An 18,301-nucleotide genomic window follows, 5' to 3' on the forward strand; every position below is an offset into this window, starting at 1 on the left:
CCCGGCCGGATCACCGACACTTGACCCATGAAGACGTACGCGGTGACGGTCGGCAGGGCACTGGCCCTGGGAGCGATGGCGCTGCTGGACACGGTCCTGGTCGTCGTGACCCTGGCCGCTTTCGTGCTGGCGTTCGGCCTGGGGATGGTCTTCATGTTCCCTCCGGCGGCCCAGCTGATCAGGCACCGCACCGCGCTCGCCAGGAGGCTGAACGGCACGTGGCTCGGGACCGCCGTGCCGGTGCCCTACCTGCCTCCGCCGCTGCCGACACGGCCCCAGCCCGACGGCTGGTACCGCCACGAGCGCCAGCTCTACAAGACGCCGCGGTGGCCCGACTGGAACAACCGCTGGAAGTGGATCGTCGGCGACCCGGCCACCTGGCGGGACGGGCTCTGGCTCTACCTCAACCCGGTGGTCGTCTGCGCCCTCCCGCTGCTGCCCCTCACCCTGGCCGGATGCGCCGTCCTGGCGGCGTGGTCCGCGGCCCCCGCGGCGCTGCCCCTGGTTCTGGGATGCGCCTCGGCCGTCGCGCTGGCCGCGACGCCGCTCCTGCTGCGGGGGTACGCGTGGTGGAACCAGCAACTGCTGTCTCCCACGGACAGGTCCGTGCTCGCGGCGCGGATCCAGCGACTCGACCAGGCACGGCTGGCGACGGTCGACTCCCAGGCCTCCGAGCTGCGGCGGATCGAGCGCGACCTGCACGACGGGGCGCAGGCGAGGCTCGTCGCGATGGGCATGACGCTCGGCGCGGTCGAGGAGCTGATGGACAAGGACCCCGCCGCGGCCAAGGCACTGCTCGCCAAGGTCAGGGAGGCCTCCTCCACGGCGCTCGTCGAGCTGCGCGACCTCGTCAAGGGCATCCACCCGCCGGTCCTGGCCGAGCGCGGCCTCGGCGACGCCGTGCGCGCCCTGGCGCTGGACAGCCCGCTGAAGGTCACGGTCACCGTGGACCTGGACATCCGCCCCGACTCGCCCGTGGAGTCGGCCGCCTACTTCTCGATCAGCGAGCTCCTCACCAACGCGGCCCGCCACGGCGGCGCCGAGCGGGTGTGGATCGACATCAGCAGCAACGACCACGCGCTGCGCGTGGTCGTCACCGACGACGGCTCGGGGGGCGCCGACCCGTCCCTGGGCAGCGGTCTGCGCGGTATCGAGCGCAGGCTGGCGGCCTTCGACGGGGTGCTCGCGGTCAGCAGCCCGCGGGGCGGCCCGACCACGGCCACGTTCGACCTGCCCTACGCCCTTCTGAGCGAGAAGGGGCCGGACTGCAAGCCGTCCCTGCCCCGCGGCAAGGCCGCCATCGTCGGGGTCTGCTGGGGGATCGGCTGGCTCCCGCTCTTCCCGCAGGGACTGGTGACGATGATCATGAAGCTCATCGACACCGACAACCGCAGCTGGTTCCTCGCGCTCTACCTGCCCGAGGCCCTGCAGTGGCCGCTGATCGTCTTCAACATCCTCCTGGGCCTGTCCATGTACGCCGCGGGCATGCTCATCCCCGTCATGCACGCCCGCCAGCAGCGGCTGGCGGAGGTCCTGCCGGTCCGCCTATGGTTGGGCCGGTGAGCCTGAGAGTCGTCATCGCCGAAGACCTGTACCTCCTGCGGGACGGCCTGGTCCACCTGCTCCAGGCACACGACTTCGAGGTGGTGGCCGCCGTGGAGTCGGGACCCGAGCTGCTGGGGGCGCTGACCGGGTTGCGGCCCGACGTGGCGGTGGTCGACGTGCGCCTGCCGCCCACGTTCACCGACGAGGGGCTCCAGGCCGCGCTGGCGGCGCGCCGGGCCGTCCCCGGCCTGCCGGTGCTCGTGCTGTCCCAGCACGTCGAGCAGCTGTACGCGCGAGAGCTCCTGGCCGACGGCTCGGGGGCGATCGGCTACCTCCTCAAGGACCGGGTCTTCAACGCCGAGCAGTTCGTCGACGCGGTCCGGCGGGTCGCCGCGGGGGGCACCGCGATGGACCCCGAGGTGATCGCCAAGTTGCTGGCCAGCACCGCCCGGCACCAGCCGCTCGGCGCGCTGACCCCGCGCGAGCGCGAGGTGCTGGAGCTGATGGCCGAGGGCCGATCCAACGCGGCCATCTCCCAGCGCCTGTTCCTCAGCGAGAGCGCGGTCGGCAAGCACACGGCCAGCATCTTCGCCAAGCTCGACCTCGCCCCCTCCGACGACGACAACCGCCGCGTGCTCGCCGTCCTGACCTACCTCAACGCCGCCCGCGGCTGAGGCTCCCCGTTCCCTTTTCCCCGACCGGGTAGCGGTTCTGTCGGTCTCAGCGGATAACGTGCTGTTGAAGTACGGCTTCCGCGTGTGGGAGTGCCGTTCGGGACGAAGGGATGATCAGGTGAAGTTCCGGGTTAACCGTGATGTCCTGGCCGACGCGGTGGCCTGGGTGGCCCGGGTGCTGCCGAACCGGCCGGCCATTCCCGTGCTCTCCGGTCTGCTCCTGGAGGCCGACGACGGAGACCTCGTGCTGTCGGCCTTCGACTACGACGTCTCCGCCCGTGTCTCGATCGACGCGGTCGTGGCGGAGCCCGGCCGGGTGCTGATCCCGGGCCGGATCCTCGCGGAGATCACCCGCAGCCTGACCGGCGAGGTGGTGGAGGTCCTCACCAGCGGCTCCGAAGCGATTCTCACCTGCGGCAGCGCGGAGTTCGGCCTGCTGACCATGCCGGTCGAGGACTTCCCCTCCCTCCCCGAGATGCCGCCGAAGATCGGCGCGGTCGGCGGCGTGGTCTTCGCGAGCGCGGTCGGCCAGGTGGCTCCGGCCGCCAGCCGCGACGAGAGCCTTCCCATGCTGACCGGCGTCCGGATCGACATCTCCGGCGAAGACGTGACCATGGCCGCCACCGACCGCTACCGCATCGCGGCCAGGGAGTTCGGCTGGCGTCCCGAGGCGGCCGGTGCCACGGCCGCCGCGATGGTGCCCGCGCGGGTGCTCGTCGACGTGGCCAGGTCGCTGCGCGGCGGCGAGGTGTCGGTGGCGCTGGGCGACGGCGTGGCCGGTTTCGAGAGCGTCGGCCGGGCCACCACGGTCCGCCTGCTCGACGAGCAGTTCATCGACTACCGCTCGCGGCTGACCGGCGACTGGTCGATCCGGGCCGACCTGCCGGTGGCGCCGTTCATCGACGCGATCAAGCGGGTGGCGCTGGTCGCCGAGCGCCACACCGCGATCCGGCTCTCCTTCGTCCAGGGGCAGGTCCTCATCCAGGCGGGCGGCGGTGACATCGGCCGGGGCACCGAGGTCGTCGACGCCGAGCTGTCCGGCGCCGACATCCAGATCGCCTTCCAGTCCCAGTTCCTGCTCGACGGCCTGAGCGGGGTCGAGACCGAGCTCGTCCGGCTCAACATGGAGTCGCCGAGCCGCCCGGCCCTCATCACGGAGGTTCCCGGCGACGCCGCCCCCTCCTTCCGCTACCTCGTGATGTCCCTGCGCCTGACCTGATCGCCCGATGCCCGGGGCGCGAGGCCACGCCCGCCGCCGTGCCCAGGACGGCGCTTCTCACGATGTGGGCCCCCTCACCGGCGGTGAGGGGGCCCACATCATGAGAAGGCGAAGGAGGACAGGGTCAGAGAGAGAGCTCCTGCTCCTCCGTCAGGGCGATCAGGATGTGCTCCATGCACGCGTGACCCGCGCGCTCGGCGGCGGCGGCGTCACCGACGGCGATCGCGCGGGCGATCGCCTCGTGCGGGATGTACGTGCTGTTCAGGGTGCTGTTCAGTGAGGTGCCCGCGGCGGTGATGCTGGCGCGCAGCGCCGCCGAGAAGTCCTCGTAGAGATCGATCAGCACGAGGTTGTGGGTGGCGCGGACGACCGCCATGTGGAAGGCGAGGTCGGCCTCGACGAACGCGTCGGGCTCTCCCCTCTCCCAGGCCCGCTCCCGCTCGGCCAGCGCCGCCTCGATCCCGGTGATGTCGGCGTCGGTGCGCCGGGTGGCGGCCAGTCTGGCGGCCTCCACCTCCAGCGCGCGCCGCACCTCCAGGATCTCGAGCTGCTCGGCGGTGCGCAGCCGCCGCAGCATGGCCCCGGAGAGCTCGCTCGTGGCACGGACGTACGTCCCGTCGCCCTGGCGACATTCCAGCAACCCGGCGTGTGTGAGGGCACGCACCGCCTCGCGCACGGTGTTGCGCCCCACCCCGAGCTGCTCGGCGAGCACGGTCTCAGTAGGAATCTTCGCGTGCATCTGCCAGGAGTTAGAAGTGATCTGCTCCTTGAGTTGATCGATCACTTGGTCGACGAGGGATGCTCGCTGCGCCGTACGCAGACTCACCGTCCGCCTCCTCCGGAGAAACCAATCATCCTACGAATCAATGACTGGTAGACCCTAGTTATTCCGGAGGTGCAAAAACAAATCTGGAACTCCAGAAGTGGGACCGTCTTAACGGACCAGAGCCGAATCGACTGTCATGCCCACCATCGCATCGCGCACTCCGGCAGTCTCAAGAGCCCTACGATACGCACTGGTCTGCTCGTCGACCACACCGACCTGGCCATACAGGTCTCCCAGGTCACGCCAGGTCCGCGCGGCCTCCCGGTCGGGACCGGAAAGCTCGTGCCGGACGCCGCTCAGCATCTGCCTGGCGGCGTTCAGGGCCGTCGTGGCGGCGTCGTCCTGGCCGCGGGTGAGCGCGGCACGGGCGAGAACCAGCTGCACGCCGGCCCCGACGGCGCCCGCCTGGTCGCCCAGCGTGTCGAGGGCGGTACCGGCCAGGGCGATGGCGCCCAGCGCGTCTCCGGCCCCCAGCTGGACGTGGGCGCGTACGACGAGACTCCTGACGTACTCGTGGACGTGCTCGGGGAACACGGCGAAGACCTCGCTCGCGGCGGTCGCGAGCTCGCGGGCCTCGTCGAGCGGCTCGTCACCGCCGGCGGCGAGACGGGCCCAGTCCGTCGCGATGAGGGCGAGCTGCGAGGCCATCCGCGCCGGGCGGCCGGTCGCGATCGCGTCGTCGGCGAGGCGGACGGCCAGCGCCGAGTCCTCGCCGTCGGCGGCGGTGATGCTCGCCTGCCAGAGGGCGTGGATCTCCGCGGTGCGGTTGACCACGGCGGGAACGCCGTTGACCGACAGGATGTTGCGGACGTAGGACATGCTCGGCGAACCGGACCCGCGGGTGCCGCCGATCCCCACCAGGGCGGCGGCCAGCTCGATGGCGATCTCTCCCTGCGCCAGGGGCAGCCGGTTGACCTCCCCGAGCGCGTGGACGGCCAGGTCGCGGGCGCGAAGGATGTCTCCGGCGCGCTGGTAGCAGCGGCTCAGCGCCACCGCCAGCGGCAGGTCGGCCAGACGCTCGGGATGGGTGGCCGCCTCGCGGCGGAGGCGCTCGAACGCCTTCACCGCCGAGCCGACCTTGCCCTGGACCTCCAGGGCGCGGGCACGGCCGAACCGCGCGTGCGCGGCCAGCATGGCGTTCTCCTCGCCGGCGACCTTGACGATCTCGCCGAAGCGATCCGCCGCGACGGACGGATTCCCGTGAAGGAGCTCCAGCTCCGCGTGGCGCAGGCCGAGTTCGGTGTCGATGCGCTGGCGCGGCTCGATCCCGTGCAGCAGGAACTCGGTGGTGCATCCCAGGCGCTCGGCCAGCAGGCGGGCGACCACGGGGGTCGGGGTCCGCTTGCCGGACTCGATGAGGGAGACGTAGCTGTCGGAAAGGTCCGGCCCTGCGAGCTGGGCCTGGGACATGCGCCTGCTCAGGCGCAGTCCGCGGACGCGGTCACCGATGGTTCCCTGACTCGGCATCTGATCTCTCAGGGCGGGGGATGGTCAATGTTCTCGCCATGATTGCATGAAGCGGTCGAATCAGGTAACCCCGAGTGAAAAATCTTCACCGGAAAGTGTCAACAGCCCTCATGCCCTGCGGATCCGTGATTCCTGTGCCATTGCGGACACAGGACGCTAATCATCTGAATCGTTACCCCCGGGGAAGAGCATCTGGCAGACCTCCAGATAGAGGGTCTCCGGGTACGGAATGTAATTGACCCTCGACAGGGCCTGGTCCTGGCCGGCCGACTCCAGGACGAACTCGCCGTAGCCCAGCATGCGGCCGAGAATCGAGCGCTGGAAACTCATGTCGGTGACCTTGCCGAGCGGCATCATGTCGACCTTGCGGGTGATGAGCCCCGTGGTGAGCAGCATTCGCTTGGAGGTGACGACGAAGTAGTCGACGGACCACTCGGCGACCTTCCAGACGAAGCGGATCAGCAACAGCAGCCAGGCCCACCAGACGACGACGAGCGCGCCGCCGCCGCCCTGGTCGCCGAACCACTTGCTCAGCAGTCCGGCGAGGATCAGGCCGCCGAAGACCTCGGCGACCGCGCGAAGCAGCACGGCCGGGTGGCGCCGCACCATGATGACCTGGTGTTCGTGGGGGAGCAGGTAGCGGTTGACCGACGAGGGAGCGGAGTCCCCGTGGGTCACGAGCCTCATGACAGATGTGAGACGAATTGGGCCAGAGAATCGGCCGCCGTGTAAACCGTGTCCATGGCACCCTTCACAGCGTTGGCCGCGTCACCTGGTCGTGTGAACAGGAAAAACGCCACGAATCCGACAGCGCCGTACGTCAGCACCTTTTTGACCTGCACCTTGGCCTCCTACTACCGCTCACCCACTGCACCCGCCATATACATTACCCAGGGCCATGCCGAGGTAAAGCGCATCGGCCGATTCGGTCTCGTGCGCGTCGCGAGAATCCTGTCCGAGGTCCTCGCGGGGCACTTTCCGCCGGCGCGCCCGCCCTCAGTCCGCCGCCTGCGTCACCCGCGCTCGCTCGCGACCAGCGCGAGGACCTCGAGGTGCTTGCGGGCGATCCGCTCGACCAGTGCCGGATGGGCGTGGCCGACGACCTCCAGCGCTCCGTAGTGGGCCGCCTCTATGCAACGGGTCACCGTGGTCGCCGGATGGATCTCCGAGAACTCGTCCCTGAGCGCGGCGCTGAAGTCCGCGTACGGGTCCGGCTCGGTGTCCGGGATGATTCGCTCGCTCATGGTTCTCCCTGGTGTGCGCCCGCGGCCTCGGCGGACCGGGGACACAGAAGAGATGTCTTCGCCACGCTTAGTACCCGGGGAACCACATTATGTAACGGTCGGTGGGTAGAAGAACCATCCTTTAAGGGAAAAGGATGGTGCTGGAATCTCGGAGGCGGGAACCTCGGCGTCTGGACGGGGATGCCGGGAGCGCTTCAGACGACGCCGTAGAGGCGGTCTCCCGCGTCGCCCAGCCCGGGGACGATGTAGCCGTTCTCGTTCAGCCGCTCGTCCAGGGCCGCGGTCACCAGGCGGATCGGCCTGCCGGTGCCGGCGAAGGCCTCGTCGAGGTGGGCGATCCCCTCGGGCGCGGCCAGCAGGCACAGCGCGGTCACGTCGTCGGCGCCCCGGTCGAAGAGGAACTGGATCGCGGCCGCGAGGGTGCCGCCGGTGGCCAGCATCGGGTCGACCACGTAGACCTGGCGGCCCGAGAGGTCCTCGGGCAGGCGGGTGGCGTAGGTCTCCGCCTCCAGCGTGGACTCGTTGCGGATCATCCCGAGGAAACCCACCTCGGCCGTCGGCAGCAGCCGGGTCATGCCCTCCAGCATCCCCAGCCCCGCGCGCAGGATCGGGACCACCAGCGGATACGGGTGCGCCAGCCGCACGCCCCTGGCGGGAGCCACCGGGGTCTCCACCGACCACTCGGTGACACGGACCTGCCTGGTCGCCTCGTAGGCCAGCAGGGTCACCAGCTCGTCGGCGAGACGCCGGAAAGTGGGGGAGTCGGTGTTCACGTCCCGCAGCGCGGTCAGCTTGTGGGCCACCAGGGGATGGTCGACGACCAGGGTTTCCATGGTGGTCAAAGGTATCCTGGGCCGGTGGGCGGCGATGAGCCGGGGGGAAGACGGGCCACACCTGTTCGACATCGCCCGCTCACTCGGATTTGATCACAATTTGGTCGGAGAGGCCCACGTCGGTGCTTCGCTTCTGAAAGCATTGACCTCCGTAGAGAAAGCATTCGGTGGGGATGGCCATGTCAGACGAAGACTCGCTGGACTTTGCCATCGTGATCTACCGCGAGGACGACCGCTGGGAGGCGGAGATGCTCCCGGTGTCGCTCACCTCCGACCTCGAGGGTCTCATCCACGCCCTGCGCCAGCAGCCGAGCATGAACGGCACGATTGGCCTGGTCGCCGTTGGGGATGAGTTCTTCGTGGCGCTACGGGTGTTCGGGGAGAGGGTCGAGGTGTTCCTCTCCGACATCGCCGCGTCCTGGGATTTTCCGCTCGCGCAGCAGGCGCTGGAATACCTGGACGTGCCGGTTCCCGACGAGGACGAACTCGACGCGATCCTCCAGGACGAGGAGACGGCGCTCCCCGCGGGCGACCTGTCCATCTTCGCCGACCTGGGCCTCGACGAGATGGAGCTCGGCATCCTGTCAGGGGATATCGACCTCCTCCCCGAGGACGTCCTCTCAAGCATCGCCGCGCGGCTGGGGTTCTCCGAGCCGTTCGAACGCGCCATCGACTCTGTGTTCGGCTGACCTCGGGAGATCGGCCATGCCCTCCAGACCATCCAGCAGTGTGTTCTCCGCCGCCTTCGTCCGTACGACGGACGGTTGGAACGGTGCGGAGGTCGACCTCAGCGAGGCGGAGATCGCCGACGATCTCGGCGACGCCGTCCAGGAGCATCTGGGACTCACCGGTGACGAGCTGGCCCTGTTGTGCGTGGAGGTGGAGGACGAGTGGTTCGCGATCGTTCGCTATCAGGGCGACCTGGAACCGCGCACGTTCCTGTCCGACGCCCACGCGGGTCTCTCCGACGACCTGGGTGAGCTCTTCACCGAGCTCGCCGGGGTGGCGGTCGACAAGGACACCCCGGACCTGGGCGTGCGGCCGGCGGGCGACTTCGAGCTGCTGAACGACCTCGGGGTGAGCTCCGAGGAGCTCATCGAGCTCAGCATGGAGGAGGGCGCCCTCCCCGCGGACACGCTCTCGGTGATCGCCGAGCGGCTGGCCTTCGCCGACGAGCTCGACCGGCTGCGCTGACGGACGCGCCGTGACCAGCTCGATGTCGGCGGATGCACGCTGAACGGCCCGGCGCCGGTGGGCGTACGGTGACCGGCTCGGTGCCCGTGGGTTACGTCCGGGAGATGAGGCTTGCCCTGGCGCAGGCCGTCGAGGCCGGAGCCCGTGGAGAGGTGCCCGTCGGCGCGGTCGTCCTCGGTCCCGACGGCTCCGTGCTGGCGCACGCGGGAAACGACAGGGAGGTCTCGGCCGACCCCACCGCGCACGCCGAGATGCTCGCCCTGCGGCAGGCCGCGAGAGCGCGCGGCCAGTGGCGGTTGAGCGGCTGCACGCTGGTGGTCACCCTGGAGCCCTGCACCATGTGCGCGGGGGCCGCCGTGCTCGCCCGGGTCGATCGCGTCGTCTACGGTGCGGCGGACCCCAAGGGCGGCGCCGCGGGGTCACTCTGGGACGTGCTGAGGGACCGCCGCCTCAACCATCGTCCCGAGGTCCTCGGAGGAGTCCTGGCCGGCGAATGCGCGGCGGTTCTCACCGAGTTCTTCACCGCTCGCCGGATGCGCGAGCAATAGCGGTTATCCGGTAAGCTGCTCCGCGGTGGAGTCGCCTAGTGGCCGAGGGCGCACGCCTCGAAAGCGTGTGATGGGGCAACCTATCCGTGGGTTCAAATCCCACCTCCACCGCCACCGAAAGAGCCCCTGACCGCGTACGCGGTCAGGGGCTCTTCGCGTATCACCACCATGCTCGGGCGGCACCGATCCCGGCCCTGGTCCCGGCCCTGATCCCGATCTTGATTTCGGGCGAGTATGTGCGGGACGGGTTGTCGCCGGCCGCCTCGTGGAAGAGCCGGTTCTCTGCGGGCGGGTCCAGGATCCGCCCGCGGGAGGGTTCAGCTTTCCGCGGGCAGTTCCAGGATCCGCGCGTGCAGGACCGAGCGCTGGTGAAGGGCCGAGCGCAGCGCCCGGTGCAGGCCGTCCTCCAGATAGAGGTCGCCGCGCCACTGGACCACGTGCGGGAACAGGTCGCCGTAGAAGGTGGAGTCCTTGGCGAGCAGGGAGTGCAGGTCGAGCACCGCTTTCGTGGTGATCAGGGTGTCGAGCCGGACCTGTCGCGGCGGTATCTGCGCCCACTCGCGATGCGAGAGGCCGTGTTCGGGATAGGGCCGTTCGTCGCCGACCAACTTAAAGATCACGGTATGTAGTTTAGGAGAGAAACCCGCCTCCTGCCCGGCGGGTTTCTCTCGTCGCAGCTCACCGGCCGTTTTCAGATGCTCCCGGCGAAAGTGTCGCACTTGGCGGGGTCGCCGCTCTGGTAACCGGTGGTGAACCACTTGACACGCTGCGCCGACGTCCCGTGGGTGAAGCCCTCGGGATTGACCCGGCCCTGGGTCCGCTCCTGGATGCTGTCGTCGCCCACGGCCGAGGCCGCGCTGAGCGCCTCCTCGATGTCCGTCTTCGTGAACGGCTTCTCGAACAGGCCGGTCTCGTACGCGTTCTTGGCCCAGGCGCCCGAGTAGCAGTCGGCCTGCAGCTCCAGCCGGACCGAGCCGCTCTCCGGGCCCTGCTCCGGACCCTCCTGGGCCTTGGCGTTGGTACCGAGAAGGTTCTGGACGTGGTGACCGTACTCGTGGCCGATCACGTAAGCCTGGGCGAAGGGACCGCCCTTGGCGCCGAACTTGCTCTCCAGCTCCTTGAAGAAGCTGAGATCCAGGTAGACCTGGCGGTCGGCCGGGCAGTAGAACGGCCCGACGGACGCGTCGGCGGCACCGCACGCGGTGTCGACCTGGCCGGAGAACATGACGGTCTTGGCCGGCTCGTACCCCTGGACCGCCTTCGGCCAGTAGTCCTGGATGCTGTTGACGACGCCGACCACCCGGCACTCCTCGTTCTGGTCGGCGTCCTGCCCTGTCTTGCACTGGGCGGTGAGATCGGAACTCGGACCCACCGGGGCCGGTTGAGAGGAGCCTCCGGTGATGTCCCCGGGGTTGATCCCGAATACCAGGGCCACGATGAGCGCGATGATTCCCGCCGCGCCGCCGCCGACCGCGAGCCCACCACCGGGGATCCTCCCCCCACCGCCGCGACTCTCGACCTGCGAGCTGTCCAGCTGGGCGTCATCCTTGAAGTCCATCGCCGACGTCCCTTCGATCCGCTTGGGACCCTCCGACTGCCCCAGGGAGGGCCGGCCATGCCGACGGGGCCGGACACCCCTCGGGGAAGGCGCCGTGGCTCGGGTGATCAGGCGACCGGGGCGAGGCGCCCGCGGGTCCCGTCTCGTCCGCCGGGCCGCGATCGGGCGACCGGGCGGAGCGGGCTTCTCCCTTCGCTGTCTTGGACGTTCCCCGCTCGATGACCTCGGCCACTCCGACGCCGAGCGGGTCCGCACCAGACCGCGCGACCTCGACGGCTCTCAGCCGGGACCGGAGGTGAGGCCACCTCTCCGGGCCTGGGCCGGAGACTCTCTCGACCAGGACCGGAGGCGGGGCCGCCACGCCAGGGGAGGGCAACGCCGGAGGGGCCGGAGGACAGGAGGTTCGAACCTGCGGCCGCCGGGTTGGGAGTGGATCGCCATTTCCTCGCCTGGTGAGTGCAATGACCCGCTGCGAACCTGTGTGATCTCTGATGGGGAGGGGAGGCCCCCGTGTATCTCTGGATCTTGCTTTACGTCAGGGGCAAGACCGTCATCCACATCTCACCCGAGGGGCATGGGTCACCTTCCGCGCCGCGGTGTCGCTCCCAGGACTCCGTGACGCTCCGTGGGGAGAACAACTAATCCTGAGTAAGGGGAACGGTGTCATGACGGCAGAAGACATGACGGCAAACGACCATGAAAACATCAGGGAGCAGACCGACCGGCCGCTCGGCATGCTGGAACTGGTACACGCCTTCAAGGAAGGCCCCATGCCGACCGGCGTCACCGTGTCCCACACTGGCCGGATCTTCATCAACTACCCGCTGTGGGGCGACGACGTCGCCGCCACCGTGGCCGAGCTGCGTGACGGCAAGGCCGTGCCGTTCCCGGACCGGGCATGGAACGCCAGGTCCGGCGACCTGTTCGAGCGGCTGGTGTCGGTGCAGAGCGTGGTGGTCGATCCAGCCGACCGTCTGTGGATCCTGGACACCGGCAGTCCGCTGTTCGAGCCGACCGAACCGGGCGGCCCCAAGCTGGTCTGCGTGGACCTGCGGAGCGACACCGTGGTTCGGGTCATCGCCTTCGAACCCGACGTGGCGCTGAGCACCTCCTATCTCAACGACGTCCGCTTCGACCTGCGCAAGGCGACCGAGGGCGTCGCCTACATCACCGACTCCTCCGGCAACGGTCCCAACGCCATCGTCGTGGTGGACCTGGCGACCGGACAGGCATGGCGGCGACTGGACGATCATCCCAGCACCAAGGCGGAAAGGCCGCCCGGCTACCTGCCGATCGTTGAGGGCCGCGTCTTCGTAGAACGCCCGAAGGACGGCCCGCCCAAGCCGGTCCTGATGGGCGCCGACGGCATCGCCATCTCGGCCGACGGCAAACGGCTGTTCTACTGCCCGCTCATGTCACGACACCTGTACAGCGTGTCGGCTGACGCCCTGGCCGACCGAGCGATCAGCGAGGAGGAGGTGGCGGTCACAGTCACGGACGAAGGAGACAAGGGCGGCTCGGCCGATGGCCTGGAAACCGACGACGCCGGACGCGTCTACATCACGAACTGGGAGCACAACGCCATCATGCGCCGCCTCCCGGACGGAACCTTCGAGACTCTCGTGCACGACCCGAGGCTGCTGTGGCCCGACACCATGTCGGTCACCCAGAGTCATCTTTACGTCACCTCCAACCAGCTCCACCGGCAGGCGGCTTACCAGAACGGGCAAGACCTGCGCCGCTACCCCTACGCGCTGTTTCGCACACCGATCGACGCCGGCCCCGTTCGGCTGCTCTGAACGATGACCATGCGTACCGCCTCCTGGACCGACAGGTGCAGCCGATCCCTCCGGACCGGGGTCGAACGGGGCTCGATTGCTCGGCATCTCCCTGTCGCGGCTGGGGCGTTCGGTCGAGGCGGCTCACTCGCAAGAGGAAGCCGAACCGCATGAGAGATGGCTGATATGGGCGCGGCCGAAAGGTACCAAGCCCTCAACTGAGGCCGCTGCGGGGAAAAGAGACGTCATAGGTGGCTGCCCTAGCCCTTGAGCAGCATGTTCGTGCAGGAGAGCCACGAGCCGTCGATCGTCATATCTTGCTCCTGCCATGGCTGGGGATTACATGTCCCGAACATGCCGAGGCCCGAGGAGCGCGACCAGTCCTGGTTCGGGATCCCGCACCTGGATCAGTGGATCACCGCCCAGGCCAACCCGACGAGGACGCGCCGGACGGGGGAGAGAACCCCTCCGAACAGGCCAGCTGAGACCCTGACGCACGAAAGCCCGCTCCGAGGCGGAGCGGGCTTTCGTGTTACGACCGGTGAAGCTGGCGGAGGATAGGAGATTCGAACTCCTGAGGGGTTGCCCCCAACACGCTTTCCAAGCGTGCGCCCTAGGCCAACTAGGCGAATCCTCCGTGGAGAAGCTTACCTAACTTTCGGAGCGGCACGGACCATCAATTTCCGACACCGACCACTCGGATCTTTTCCGATACCGACCACTCGGATCTGAGGCTAGACTGGGGGCCGACCCCTCGCGCGGCGTCATCCTGTGAACCTCCCCAGGGCCGGAAGGCAGCAAGGATAAGCGGGCTCTGGCGGGTGTGCGAGGGGTCTCTTCGTTTGAGACCCCTCGCAGGTGGGATCGCCGCATGAGTCTTGCGCTGTACCGCAAGTACCGGCCCGGGACCTTCGCCGAGGTCAAGGGTCAGGAGCACGTCACCGATCCGCTGCGCCAGGCGCTGCGCAGCGGGCGCATCAACCACGCCTACCTGTTCAGCGGGCCCAGGGGATGCGGCAAGACGTCCAGCGCGCGCATCCTGGCCCGCTCCCTGAACTGCGAGAAGGGCCCGACCCCCGACCCGTGCGGGGAGTGCGAGTCCTGCGTGGCACTGGCGCCCACCGGCCCGGGCCACCTCGACGTCATCGAGATCGACGCCGCCTCGCACGGTGGCGTGGACGACGCCCGCGACCTGCGCGAGCGGGCCTTCTTCGCGCCGGTGTCGTCGCGCTTCAAGATCTACATCATCGACGAGGCGCACATGGTGACCCGCGAGGGTTTCAACGCGCTGCTCAAGCTCGTCGAGGAGCCTCCCCCGCACCTGAAGTTCGTCTTCGCGACCACCGAGCCGGAGAAGGTCATCGGGACGATCAAGTCCCGGACCCACCACTACCCGTTCCGGCTGATCCCCCCGGCCGCGCTGCGCGCGCTCATGGAGGAGATCCTCACCTCGGAGAAGGTCCCGTTCGAGCCCGCCGCGCTGCCGCTGGTGGTCAGGGCGGGCGCGGGTTCGGCCCGCGACTCGCTGTCGATCCTCGACCAGCTGTTCGCCGGTTCCGACGAGGCGGGCATCACGTACGCCCGCGCGGTCTCCCTTCTCGGCTACACCGACGGGGACCTGCTCGACGACGTGGTCGCGGCCTTCGCCGGTCGTGACGGGGCGAAGGTGTTCCAGGTCGTGAACCGGGTGATCGAGGGCGGCCACGACCCCCGGCGGTTCGCGATGGACCTGCTGGAGCGCTTCCGCGACCTGGTGATCCTGGCCAACGTGCCGGAGGCGGCCACCAGCGGGCTGCTCGACAGGCCCGCCGACGAGCTGGAACGGCTCCAGGTCCAGGCGGCCTCGATGGGCCCGGCCGAGCTGACCCGCGCGGCGGAGATCCTCAACGCCGGTCTGACCGAGATGCGCGGGGCGGCCTCGCCCCGGCTGTTGCTCGAACTGATGTGCGCCAGGATCCTCCTTCCCGGCGCCGCCCAGGGTGAGGCGGCGCTGCTCACCCGCCTGGAGCGGCTGGAGAAGGGGGGAGTCGTCGCGGCTCCCGCGTCCCTCCCGCACCAGGCTCCCGCCCCCGCGCCCGTGGTCCACGCGGCCCCTCCGCCGCAGGCGGAGGCACCCGCCGTCGAGCCCGTCGCGCCCGCCGAGCGGTCCGGCGGCCAGGGCGACGACTGGCCCGTGGCGGTCAGGCCCGGCGCACCGGCTCAGGAACAGCAGGCACGGGGAGAGCGGGCACCGGCCCCGGTCCAGCAGGCTCCCGGCACGTCCACGCCGGTCGACACGGCGCCGGCGTCCGGTTCGGGTGCCGGGGCCGTGCAGCAGGCGTGGCCCCAGGTGCTCGCGGCGCTCAAGCGGCGCAGCATCGTCGTGTGGGCCAACGTCAACACCAACGCCCAGGTCGTCGGGGTCGAAGGCAAGATCGTCACTCTCGGGTTCGCCCAGGTCGGCGCGATGAAGAACTTCACCGGTGGAGGCAAGGACGCGGTCGTCGCGGCGGTGCTGCAGGAGGTCCTGGGCGGCACCTGGAAGGTCGAGGCCGTCGTCGGCGGCGGGCCCGCTCCCTCGGGCGGGAGCCGCCCCCCGGCTCCGAGGCAGCCCCCGGCGCCGCAGCACCCCGCGTCCCAGCACCCCGCGTCCCAGAACCAGGCGTCCCAGAACCAGGCGTCCCAGAACCAGGCGTCCCAGAACCAGGCGTCCCAGAACCAGGCCCCGCAGGCGCAGGCCCCGCAGTCTCCGTCCCAGGCGCCCGCCCGCCAGGCACCCGCTCCCGGGCCGTCGCCCGCGCCCGCGGACTCGCGGGAGGCCGCGCCCAAGCAGGCGCCGCCCGCGACGGACGAATCCTGGCCGGACGCCCCCCTGCCCGAGGACCCCGGCTCGCCTCCCCCGCCGAGCTCCATGCCGAGCCCCGGTCTGGCCGCGGCCCGCTCGGCGGCCAGGGCGGCGGCCCAGGCCGGGCCCAAGGCCGCGGTCAAGACCGGCGCCAAGGCGGCGGCCTGGCCTGACGCGATCCCCGCCCGCGGCACCACCCCCGACACCGACGAGGTCGACCCGCTCAACGACGCGGACGCCGACGTCGACGCGCTCACCGGCATGGCCCTCCTCCAGCGGGAGCTGGGCGGCCAGGTCATCGGCGAGATCGACCACACCTGACGGCCGGCACCACCTGGAAGACCTCACCTGACAGGTCTCGCCTGACAAGGCGTCACCCGACGAGGCCGCGCCCGGCGAGGTTCCAGGCCCGCCGGTACGGTCGGCTCAGGGCAGGTCGACGCCGCTGAGGCGGATCCGGGCGGCCACCGCGCGGTGGTCGTGGCGGGGCAGCGCCGTGACGAGGCGTTCGAGGATCTGGATGTCGTTCCTGCCGTGCTCGGTCTCCGCGTAGGCCCACAGGTCCTCGGGACCTCCCCGCAACAGCAGCCGGGCCCGCACCTGTCCCTCCAGCTCCTCGCGTTCGAGGCGCAGGGCGGGCGCCTCGGAGCGGGGCAGCAGGGGACCGCGGTAGGCGCGGGCGACCGGGGCGGCCTCGTCGCCCGCGAGCAGCCGCTTGAGCTCCAGGAAGTCGGCCTCCACCACGCAGGCCAGGCGGTACGGCTTGGCGGCGATCGTACGGCCGAGCTGGGTGCGGAGGCGGTGGATCTCGGCGCGGATGGTCACCGGGTTCCCCGCGTCGCCGTACAGGTGGAAGGAGAGCTGGGCGGCGGTCATCCCGCGGGGGTTGAGGGCGAGCATCGCGAGGATCTCGGCGTGGCGCAGGGAGAGCGCCAGGCGGGCCCCGTCGAGGTGCGCCGAGGGGTGCTCGGCGCCGAGGAAGGACAGGGCGAGCACCGGGCCCCTGGCCGGGCCCGCGAGGCGGAGCAGGAAGCCGTCGTCGCCGAGGACCTCCAGGAAGGCGCTCCGCCCGTCGGGCAGGATCACCCGGTCGCCCGCCTCCGGCAGCCGGATGCGCGGAGCCCACTGGCGCGCGTCGTCGCCGGCGATGATCCGCCCGGTCGTGGTGACCAGGGCGCCCGGCTCGCCGCGCAGCGCGCTCAGGTGCCGCTCGTGACGGCGTCTGAGCCGCTCGTCGCGTTCGAGCATGCGCAGCGTGAGGTGGCTCTCCGCCAGCCGTGCCGCGGCCTCGACGAGGGCGACGCTCGCCGGGTGCATGGAGCGCGTCCTGCCGCTGATGTCGACACAGCCCAGCAGGTCGCCGCTGTCGGGGTCGACGATCGGCGCGGCGGAGCACGACCAGAGGTGGAGCGCCCTGACCAGGTGTTCGGCGGAGAAGACGTGCAGGGGCCGCCGGGTGGCGAGCGCGGTGCCCGGCCCGTTGGTCCCGAACGCGTCCTCGCTCCAGTCGAAGCCGTCGGCCAGCCCCACCTCGTCGGCGCTCTCCATCGTCCGGTGGTTGCCGTCGCGCCAGAGCACCCTGCCGCGGGCGTCGGTGACGAGCAGGATCTGGTCGTCCGCGTCGACGGCCTCCAGGAGGGTCCCGGTGATGATCGGCAGAAGCCTGCTCATCGGGTGCGCCGAGCGGACCTCGCGGATGTCCTCGCCCTCGAAGGCGAGGGGGGCCGACCTGGCGTCGGGGTCGACCCCGGCGTCCAGGGACCGCCGCCACGACGCGGAGATCACGCTCCTGGGGCCCTCGCCCGCCGGCCGCTCACCCCTGATCAGCGCCTCGTGCAGGCGTCGCAGTCGTGACGAGTAGGGGTCGAGATCGGCCGCCTGGACAGCTCCCCGGTGGCTGTCGCGCACATATCCCCCCGGAATAGAGCCGATGGCCGAAGCATCAACGGTCGAGACCCCCGCCCGCAACCCGTTCGGCCAAAGAGGGTGTGCGAAGGGTGAGTGAACGATCGCAACGTGTGTGCAACCTTCGGAGGGCTACCTTCCGATCACACGCTGCCGTGTGCGGCCGCTCCGGTGCGTGTCACGTCGGGTCTCGGACGTCTGGAGGGGGGCCCGGGGCCCGACGGGGGTTTAATCCCCATACTGGGGGAACGCGTGCTCGCTGCAGTACAACACCCGGCCCGAACCCCGTAGGCTCGTGACGACCGATGTCACGGACGAGGAGCACAACGACGGTGAACCCAGGGGATGTCAACCTGCAGCAGCTGCTGGAGCAGGCACAGCTCATGCAGCAGCAGCTTGTGAGCGCCCAGCAGGAGCTGAACGACGCGGAAGTCGAGGGCTCCGCGGGCGGCGGACTTGTCGTGGCCACGGTCAACGGCGGGGGCGAGCTGCTCGAACTCAAGATCAGTCCCGAGGCCGTGGACCCCGGCGACCCCCAGGAGACGGCCGACACCATCGCCGACCTGGTCATCGCCGCCATTCGCGACGCCGTGCGCGCCGCCGCCGACCTGCAGCAGGAGAAGCTCGGTCCCCTCGCGCAGGGGCTGGGCGGCGGGGGCGGGCTCGGCCAGCTTCCCGGGTTCTAG

General features: G+C 70.1%; 18 protein-coding genes, 2 tRNA genes and 1 other RNA gene. 11 read left to right on the forward strand and 10 right to left on the reverse strand.

Going from position 1 to position 18,301, the window contains the following annotated elements; all coding sequences use genetic code 11:
* Positions 1–27 precede the first annotated feature (27 nt).
* From ACTOQ3_RS35330 to dnaN, 3 genes are all read left to right on the forward strand, one after another.
* A complete protein-coding gene (locus ACTOQ3_RS35330) occupies positions 28–1,563 on the forward strand; it encodes a sensor histidine kinase (RefSeq protein WP_440087824.1) in 1,536 nt (511 codons plus the stop codon).
* A 2-nt stretch (positions 1,564–1,565) separates the two neighbouring features.
* Positions 1,566–2,219: a response regulator transcription factor gene (locus ACTOQ3_RS35335; protein WP_329093772.1), complete on the forward strand. Its 654-nt coding sequence runs from the start codon at positions 1,566–1,568 to the stop codon at positions 2,217–2,219.
* A gap of 118 nt (positions 2,220–2,337) precedes the next feature.
* Positions 2,338–3,438 carry a DNA polymerase III subunit beta gene (gene dnaN, locus ACTOQ3_RS35340; protein ID WP_440087825.1) on the forward strand — a complete coding sequence of 367 codons (1,101 nt, stop codon included), beginning with the start codon at positions 2,338–2,340 and terminating at the stop codon, positions 3,436–3,438.
* Between the two features lie 124 nt (positions 3,439–3,562).
* On the opposite strand, the gene ACTOQ3_RS35345 is transcribed toward dnaN, so the two are convergent.
* From ACTOQ3_RS35345 to upp, 6 genes are all read right to left on the reverse strand, one after another.
* Positions 3,563–4,264, reverse strand: a complete 702-nt coding sequence (locus ACTOQ3_RS35345) for a FadR/GntR family transcriptional regulator (protein ID WP_344742921.1) — start codon at positions 4,262–4,264, stop codon at positions 3,563–3,565.
* A gap of 108 nt (positions 4,265–4,372) precedes the next feature.
* Entirely contained in the window at positions 4,373–5,731 is a 1,359-nt protein-coding gene (locus tag ACTOQ3_RS35350) for a helix-turn-helix domain-containing protein (protein ID WP_440087826.1), read from the reverse strand.
* Between the two features lie 156 nt (positions 5,732–5,887).
* Complete coding sequence (locus ACTOQ3_RS35355; protein WP_329087979.1) at positions 5,888–6,418, reverse strand: PH domain-containing protein; 531 nt, start codon at positions 6,416–6,418, stop codon at positions 5,888–5,890.
* Positions 6,415–6,573, reverse strand: a complete 159-nt coding sequence (locus ACTOQ3_RS35360; RefSeq protein ID WP_362688081.1) for a hypothetical protein — start codon at positions 6,571–6,573, stop codon at positions 6,415–6,417. The genes ACTOQ3_RS35355 and ACTOQ3_RS35360 overlap by 4 nt, the downstream gene beginning before the upstream one ends.
* 171 nt (positions 6,574–6,744) lie before the next feature.
* Positions 6,745–6,975: a hypothetical protein gene (locus ACTOQ3_RS35365; RefSeq protein ID WP_329087977.1), complete on the reverse strand. Its 231-nt coding sequence runs from the start codon at positions 6,973–6,975 to the stop codon at positions 6,745–6,747.
* 194 nt (positions 6,976–7,169) lie between these two features.
* Positions 7,170–7,808, reverse strand: a complete 639-nt coding sequence (gene upp / locus ACTOQ3_RS35370; RefSeq protein ID WP_440087827.1) for a uracil phosphoribosyltransferase — start codon at positions 7,806–7,808, stop codon at positions 7,170–7,172.
* A 173-nt stretch (positions 7,809–7,981) separates the two neighbouring features.
* On the opposite strand from upp, the gene ACTOQ3_RS35375 reads away from it, so the two are divergent.
* The 4 genes from ACTOQ3_RS35375 (at position 7,982) to ACTOQ3_RS35390 (ending at position 9,664) form a co-directional block, all read left to right on the forward strand.
* Positions 7,982–8,497, forward strand: a complete 516-nt coding sequence (locus ACTOQ3_RS35375; RefSeq protein WP_440087891.1) for a tRNA adenosine deaminase-associated protein — start codon at positions 7,982–7,984, stop codon at positions 8,495–8,497.
* A 16-nt stretch (positions 8,498–8,513) separates the two neighbouring features.
* Positions 8,514–9,002, forward strand: a complete 489-nt coding sequence (locus tag ACTOQ3_RS35380) for a tRNA adenosine deaminase-associated protein (protein ID WP_440087828.1) — start codon at positions 8,514–8,516, stop codon at positions 9,000–9,002.
* A gap of 104 nt (positions 9,003–9,106) precedes the next feature.
* Positions 9,107–9,550: a tRNA adenosine(34) deaminase TadA gene (gene tadA, locus ACTOQ3_RS35385; protein WP_440087829.1), complete on the forward strand. Its 444-nt coding sequence runs from the start codon at positions 9,107–9,109 to the stop codon at positions 9,548–9,550.
* Between the two features lie 24 nt (positions 9,551–9,574).
* Positions 9,575–9,664 (forward strand) — tRNA-Ser (locus ACTOQ3_RS35390).
* Positions 9,665–9,867: 203 nt separating this feature from the next.
* Here ACTOQ3_RS35390 and ACTOQ3_RS35395 read toward each other — a convergent pair.
* On the reverse strand, positions 9,868–10,170 hold the full coding sequence (locus ACTOQ3_RS35395) for a type II toxin-antitoxin system VapB family antitoxin (RefSeq protein WP_440087830.1): 303 nt from the start codon (positions 10,168–10,170) through the stop codon (positions 9,868–9,870).
* A gap of 71 nt (positions 10,171–10,241) precedes the next feature.
* Entirely contained in the window at positions 10,242–11,108 is an 867-nt protein-coding gene (gene ypfJ, locus ACTOQ3_RS35400) for a KPN_02809 family neutral zinc metallopeptidase (RefSeq protein WP_440087831.1), read from the reverse strand.
* Between the two features lie 680 nt (positions 11,109–11,788).
* Between ypfJ and ACTOQ3_RS35405 the strand changes: the two genes are divergently transcribed.
* Complete coding sequence (locus tag ACTOQ3_RS35405) at positions 11,789–12,907, forward strand: L-dopachrome tautomerase-related protein (RefSeq protein ID WP_440087832.1); 1,119 nt, start codon at positions 11,789–11,791, stop codon at positions 12,905–12,907.
* A 527-nt stretch (positions 12,908–13,434) separates the two neighbouring features.
* Here ACTOQ3_RS35405 and ACTOQ3_RS35410 read toward each other — a convergent pair.
* Positions 13,435–13,523 (reverse strand) — tRNA-Ser (locus tag ACTOQ3_RS35410).
* Between the two features lie 108 nt (positions 13,524–13,631).
* On the opposite strand from ACTOQ3_RS35410, the gene ffs reads away from it, so the two are divergent.
* Together ffs and ACTOQ3_RS35420 are read left to right on the forward strand one after the other, a co-directional pair.
* An RNA gene (gene ffs, locus ACTOQ3_RS35415) (signal recognition particle sRNA small type) lies at positions 13,632–13,727 on the forward strand.
* Between the two features lie 30 nt (positions 13,728–13,757).
* Positions 13,758–16,031, forward strand: a complete 2,274-nt coding sequence (locus tag ACTOQ3_RS35420; protein ID WP_440087833.1) for a DNA polymerase III subunit gamma and tau — start codon at positions 13,758–13,760, stop codon at positions 16,029–16,031.
* 105 nt (positions 16,032–16,136) lie between these two features.
* Here ACTOQ3_RS35420 and ACTOQ3_RS35425 read toward each other — a convergent pair whose 3' ends face one another.
* A complete protein-coding gene (locus ACTOQ3_RS35425) occupies positions 16,137–17,618 on the reverse strand; it encodes a GAF domain-containing protein (protein WP_440087834.1) in 1,482 nt (493 codons plus the stop codon).
* A 329-nt stretch (positions 17,619–17,947) separates the two neighbouring features.
* Between ACTOQ3_RS35425 and ACTOQ3_RS35430 the strand changes: the two genes are divergently transcribed.
* Positions 17,948–18,301, forward strand: coding sequence for a YbaB/EbfC family nucleoid-associated protein (locus tag ACTOQ3_RS35430; RefSeq protein WP_329087916.1), 354 nt, complete (start codon positions 17,948–17,950; stop codon positions 18,299–18,301).

The sequence above is a fragment of the Streptosporangium sp. LJ11 genome (assembly GCF_051918945.1).
Taxonomy (GTDB): domain Bacteria; phylum Actinomycetota; class Actinomycetes; order Streptosporangiales; family Streptosporangiaceae; genus Streptosporangium.

What these genes read in the sequence shown, in the direction of transcription:
- ACTOQ3_RS35375 (WP_440087891.1), top strand. Translation starts at nt 7,982, where the DNA reads ATGGCCATGTCAGACGAAGACTCGCTGGACTTTGCCATCGTGATCTAC.
- ACTOQ3_RS35330 (WP_440087824.1), top strand. Translation starts at nt 28, where the DNA reads ATGAAGACGTACGCGGTGACGGTCGGCAGGGCACTGGCCCTGGGAGCG.
- ACTOQ3_RS35405 (WP_440087832.1), top strand. Translation starts at nt 11,789, where the DNA reads ATGACGGCAAACGACCATGAAAACATCAGGGAGCAGACCGACCGGCCG.
- ACTOQ3_RS35365 (WP_329087977.1), bottom strand. Translation starts at nt 6,975, where the DNA reads ATGAGCGAGCGAATCATCCCGGACACCGAGCCGGACCCGTACGCGGAC.
- ypfJ (WP_440087831.1), bottom strand. Translation starts at nt 11,108, where the DNA reads ATGGACTTCAAGGATGACGCCCAGCTGGACAGCTCGCAGGTCGAGAGT.
- ACTOQ3_RS35355 (WP_329087979.1), bottom strand. Translation starts at nt 6,418, where the DNA reads ATGAGGCTCGTGACCCACGGGGACTCCGCTCCCTCGTCGGTCAACCGC.
- ACTOQ3_RS35350 (WP_440087826.1), bottom strand. Translation starts at nt 5,731, where the DNA reads ATGCCGAGTCAGGGAACCATCGGTGACCGCGTCCGCGGACTGCGCCTG.
- ACTOQ3_RS35420 (WP_440087833.1), top strand. Translation starts at nt 13,758, where the DNA reads ATGAGTCTTGCGCTGTACCGCAAGTACCGGCCCGGGACCTTCGCCGAG.
- upp (WP_440087827.1), bottom strand. Translation starts at nt 7,808, where the DNA reads ATGGAAACCCTGGTCGTCGACCATCCCCTGGTGGCCCACAAGCTGACC.
- ACTOQ3_RS35380 (WP_440087828.1), top strand. Translation starts at nt 8,514, where the DNA reads ATGCCCTCCAGACCATCCAGCAGTGTGTTCTCCGCCGCCTTCGTCCGT.
- tadA (WP_440087829.1), top strand. Translation starts at nt 9,107, where the DNA reads ATGAGGCTTGCCCTGGCGCAGGCCGTCGAGGCCGGAGCCCGTGGAGAG.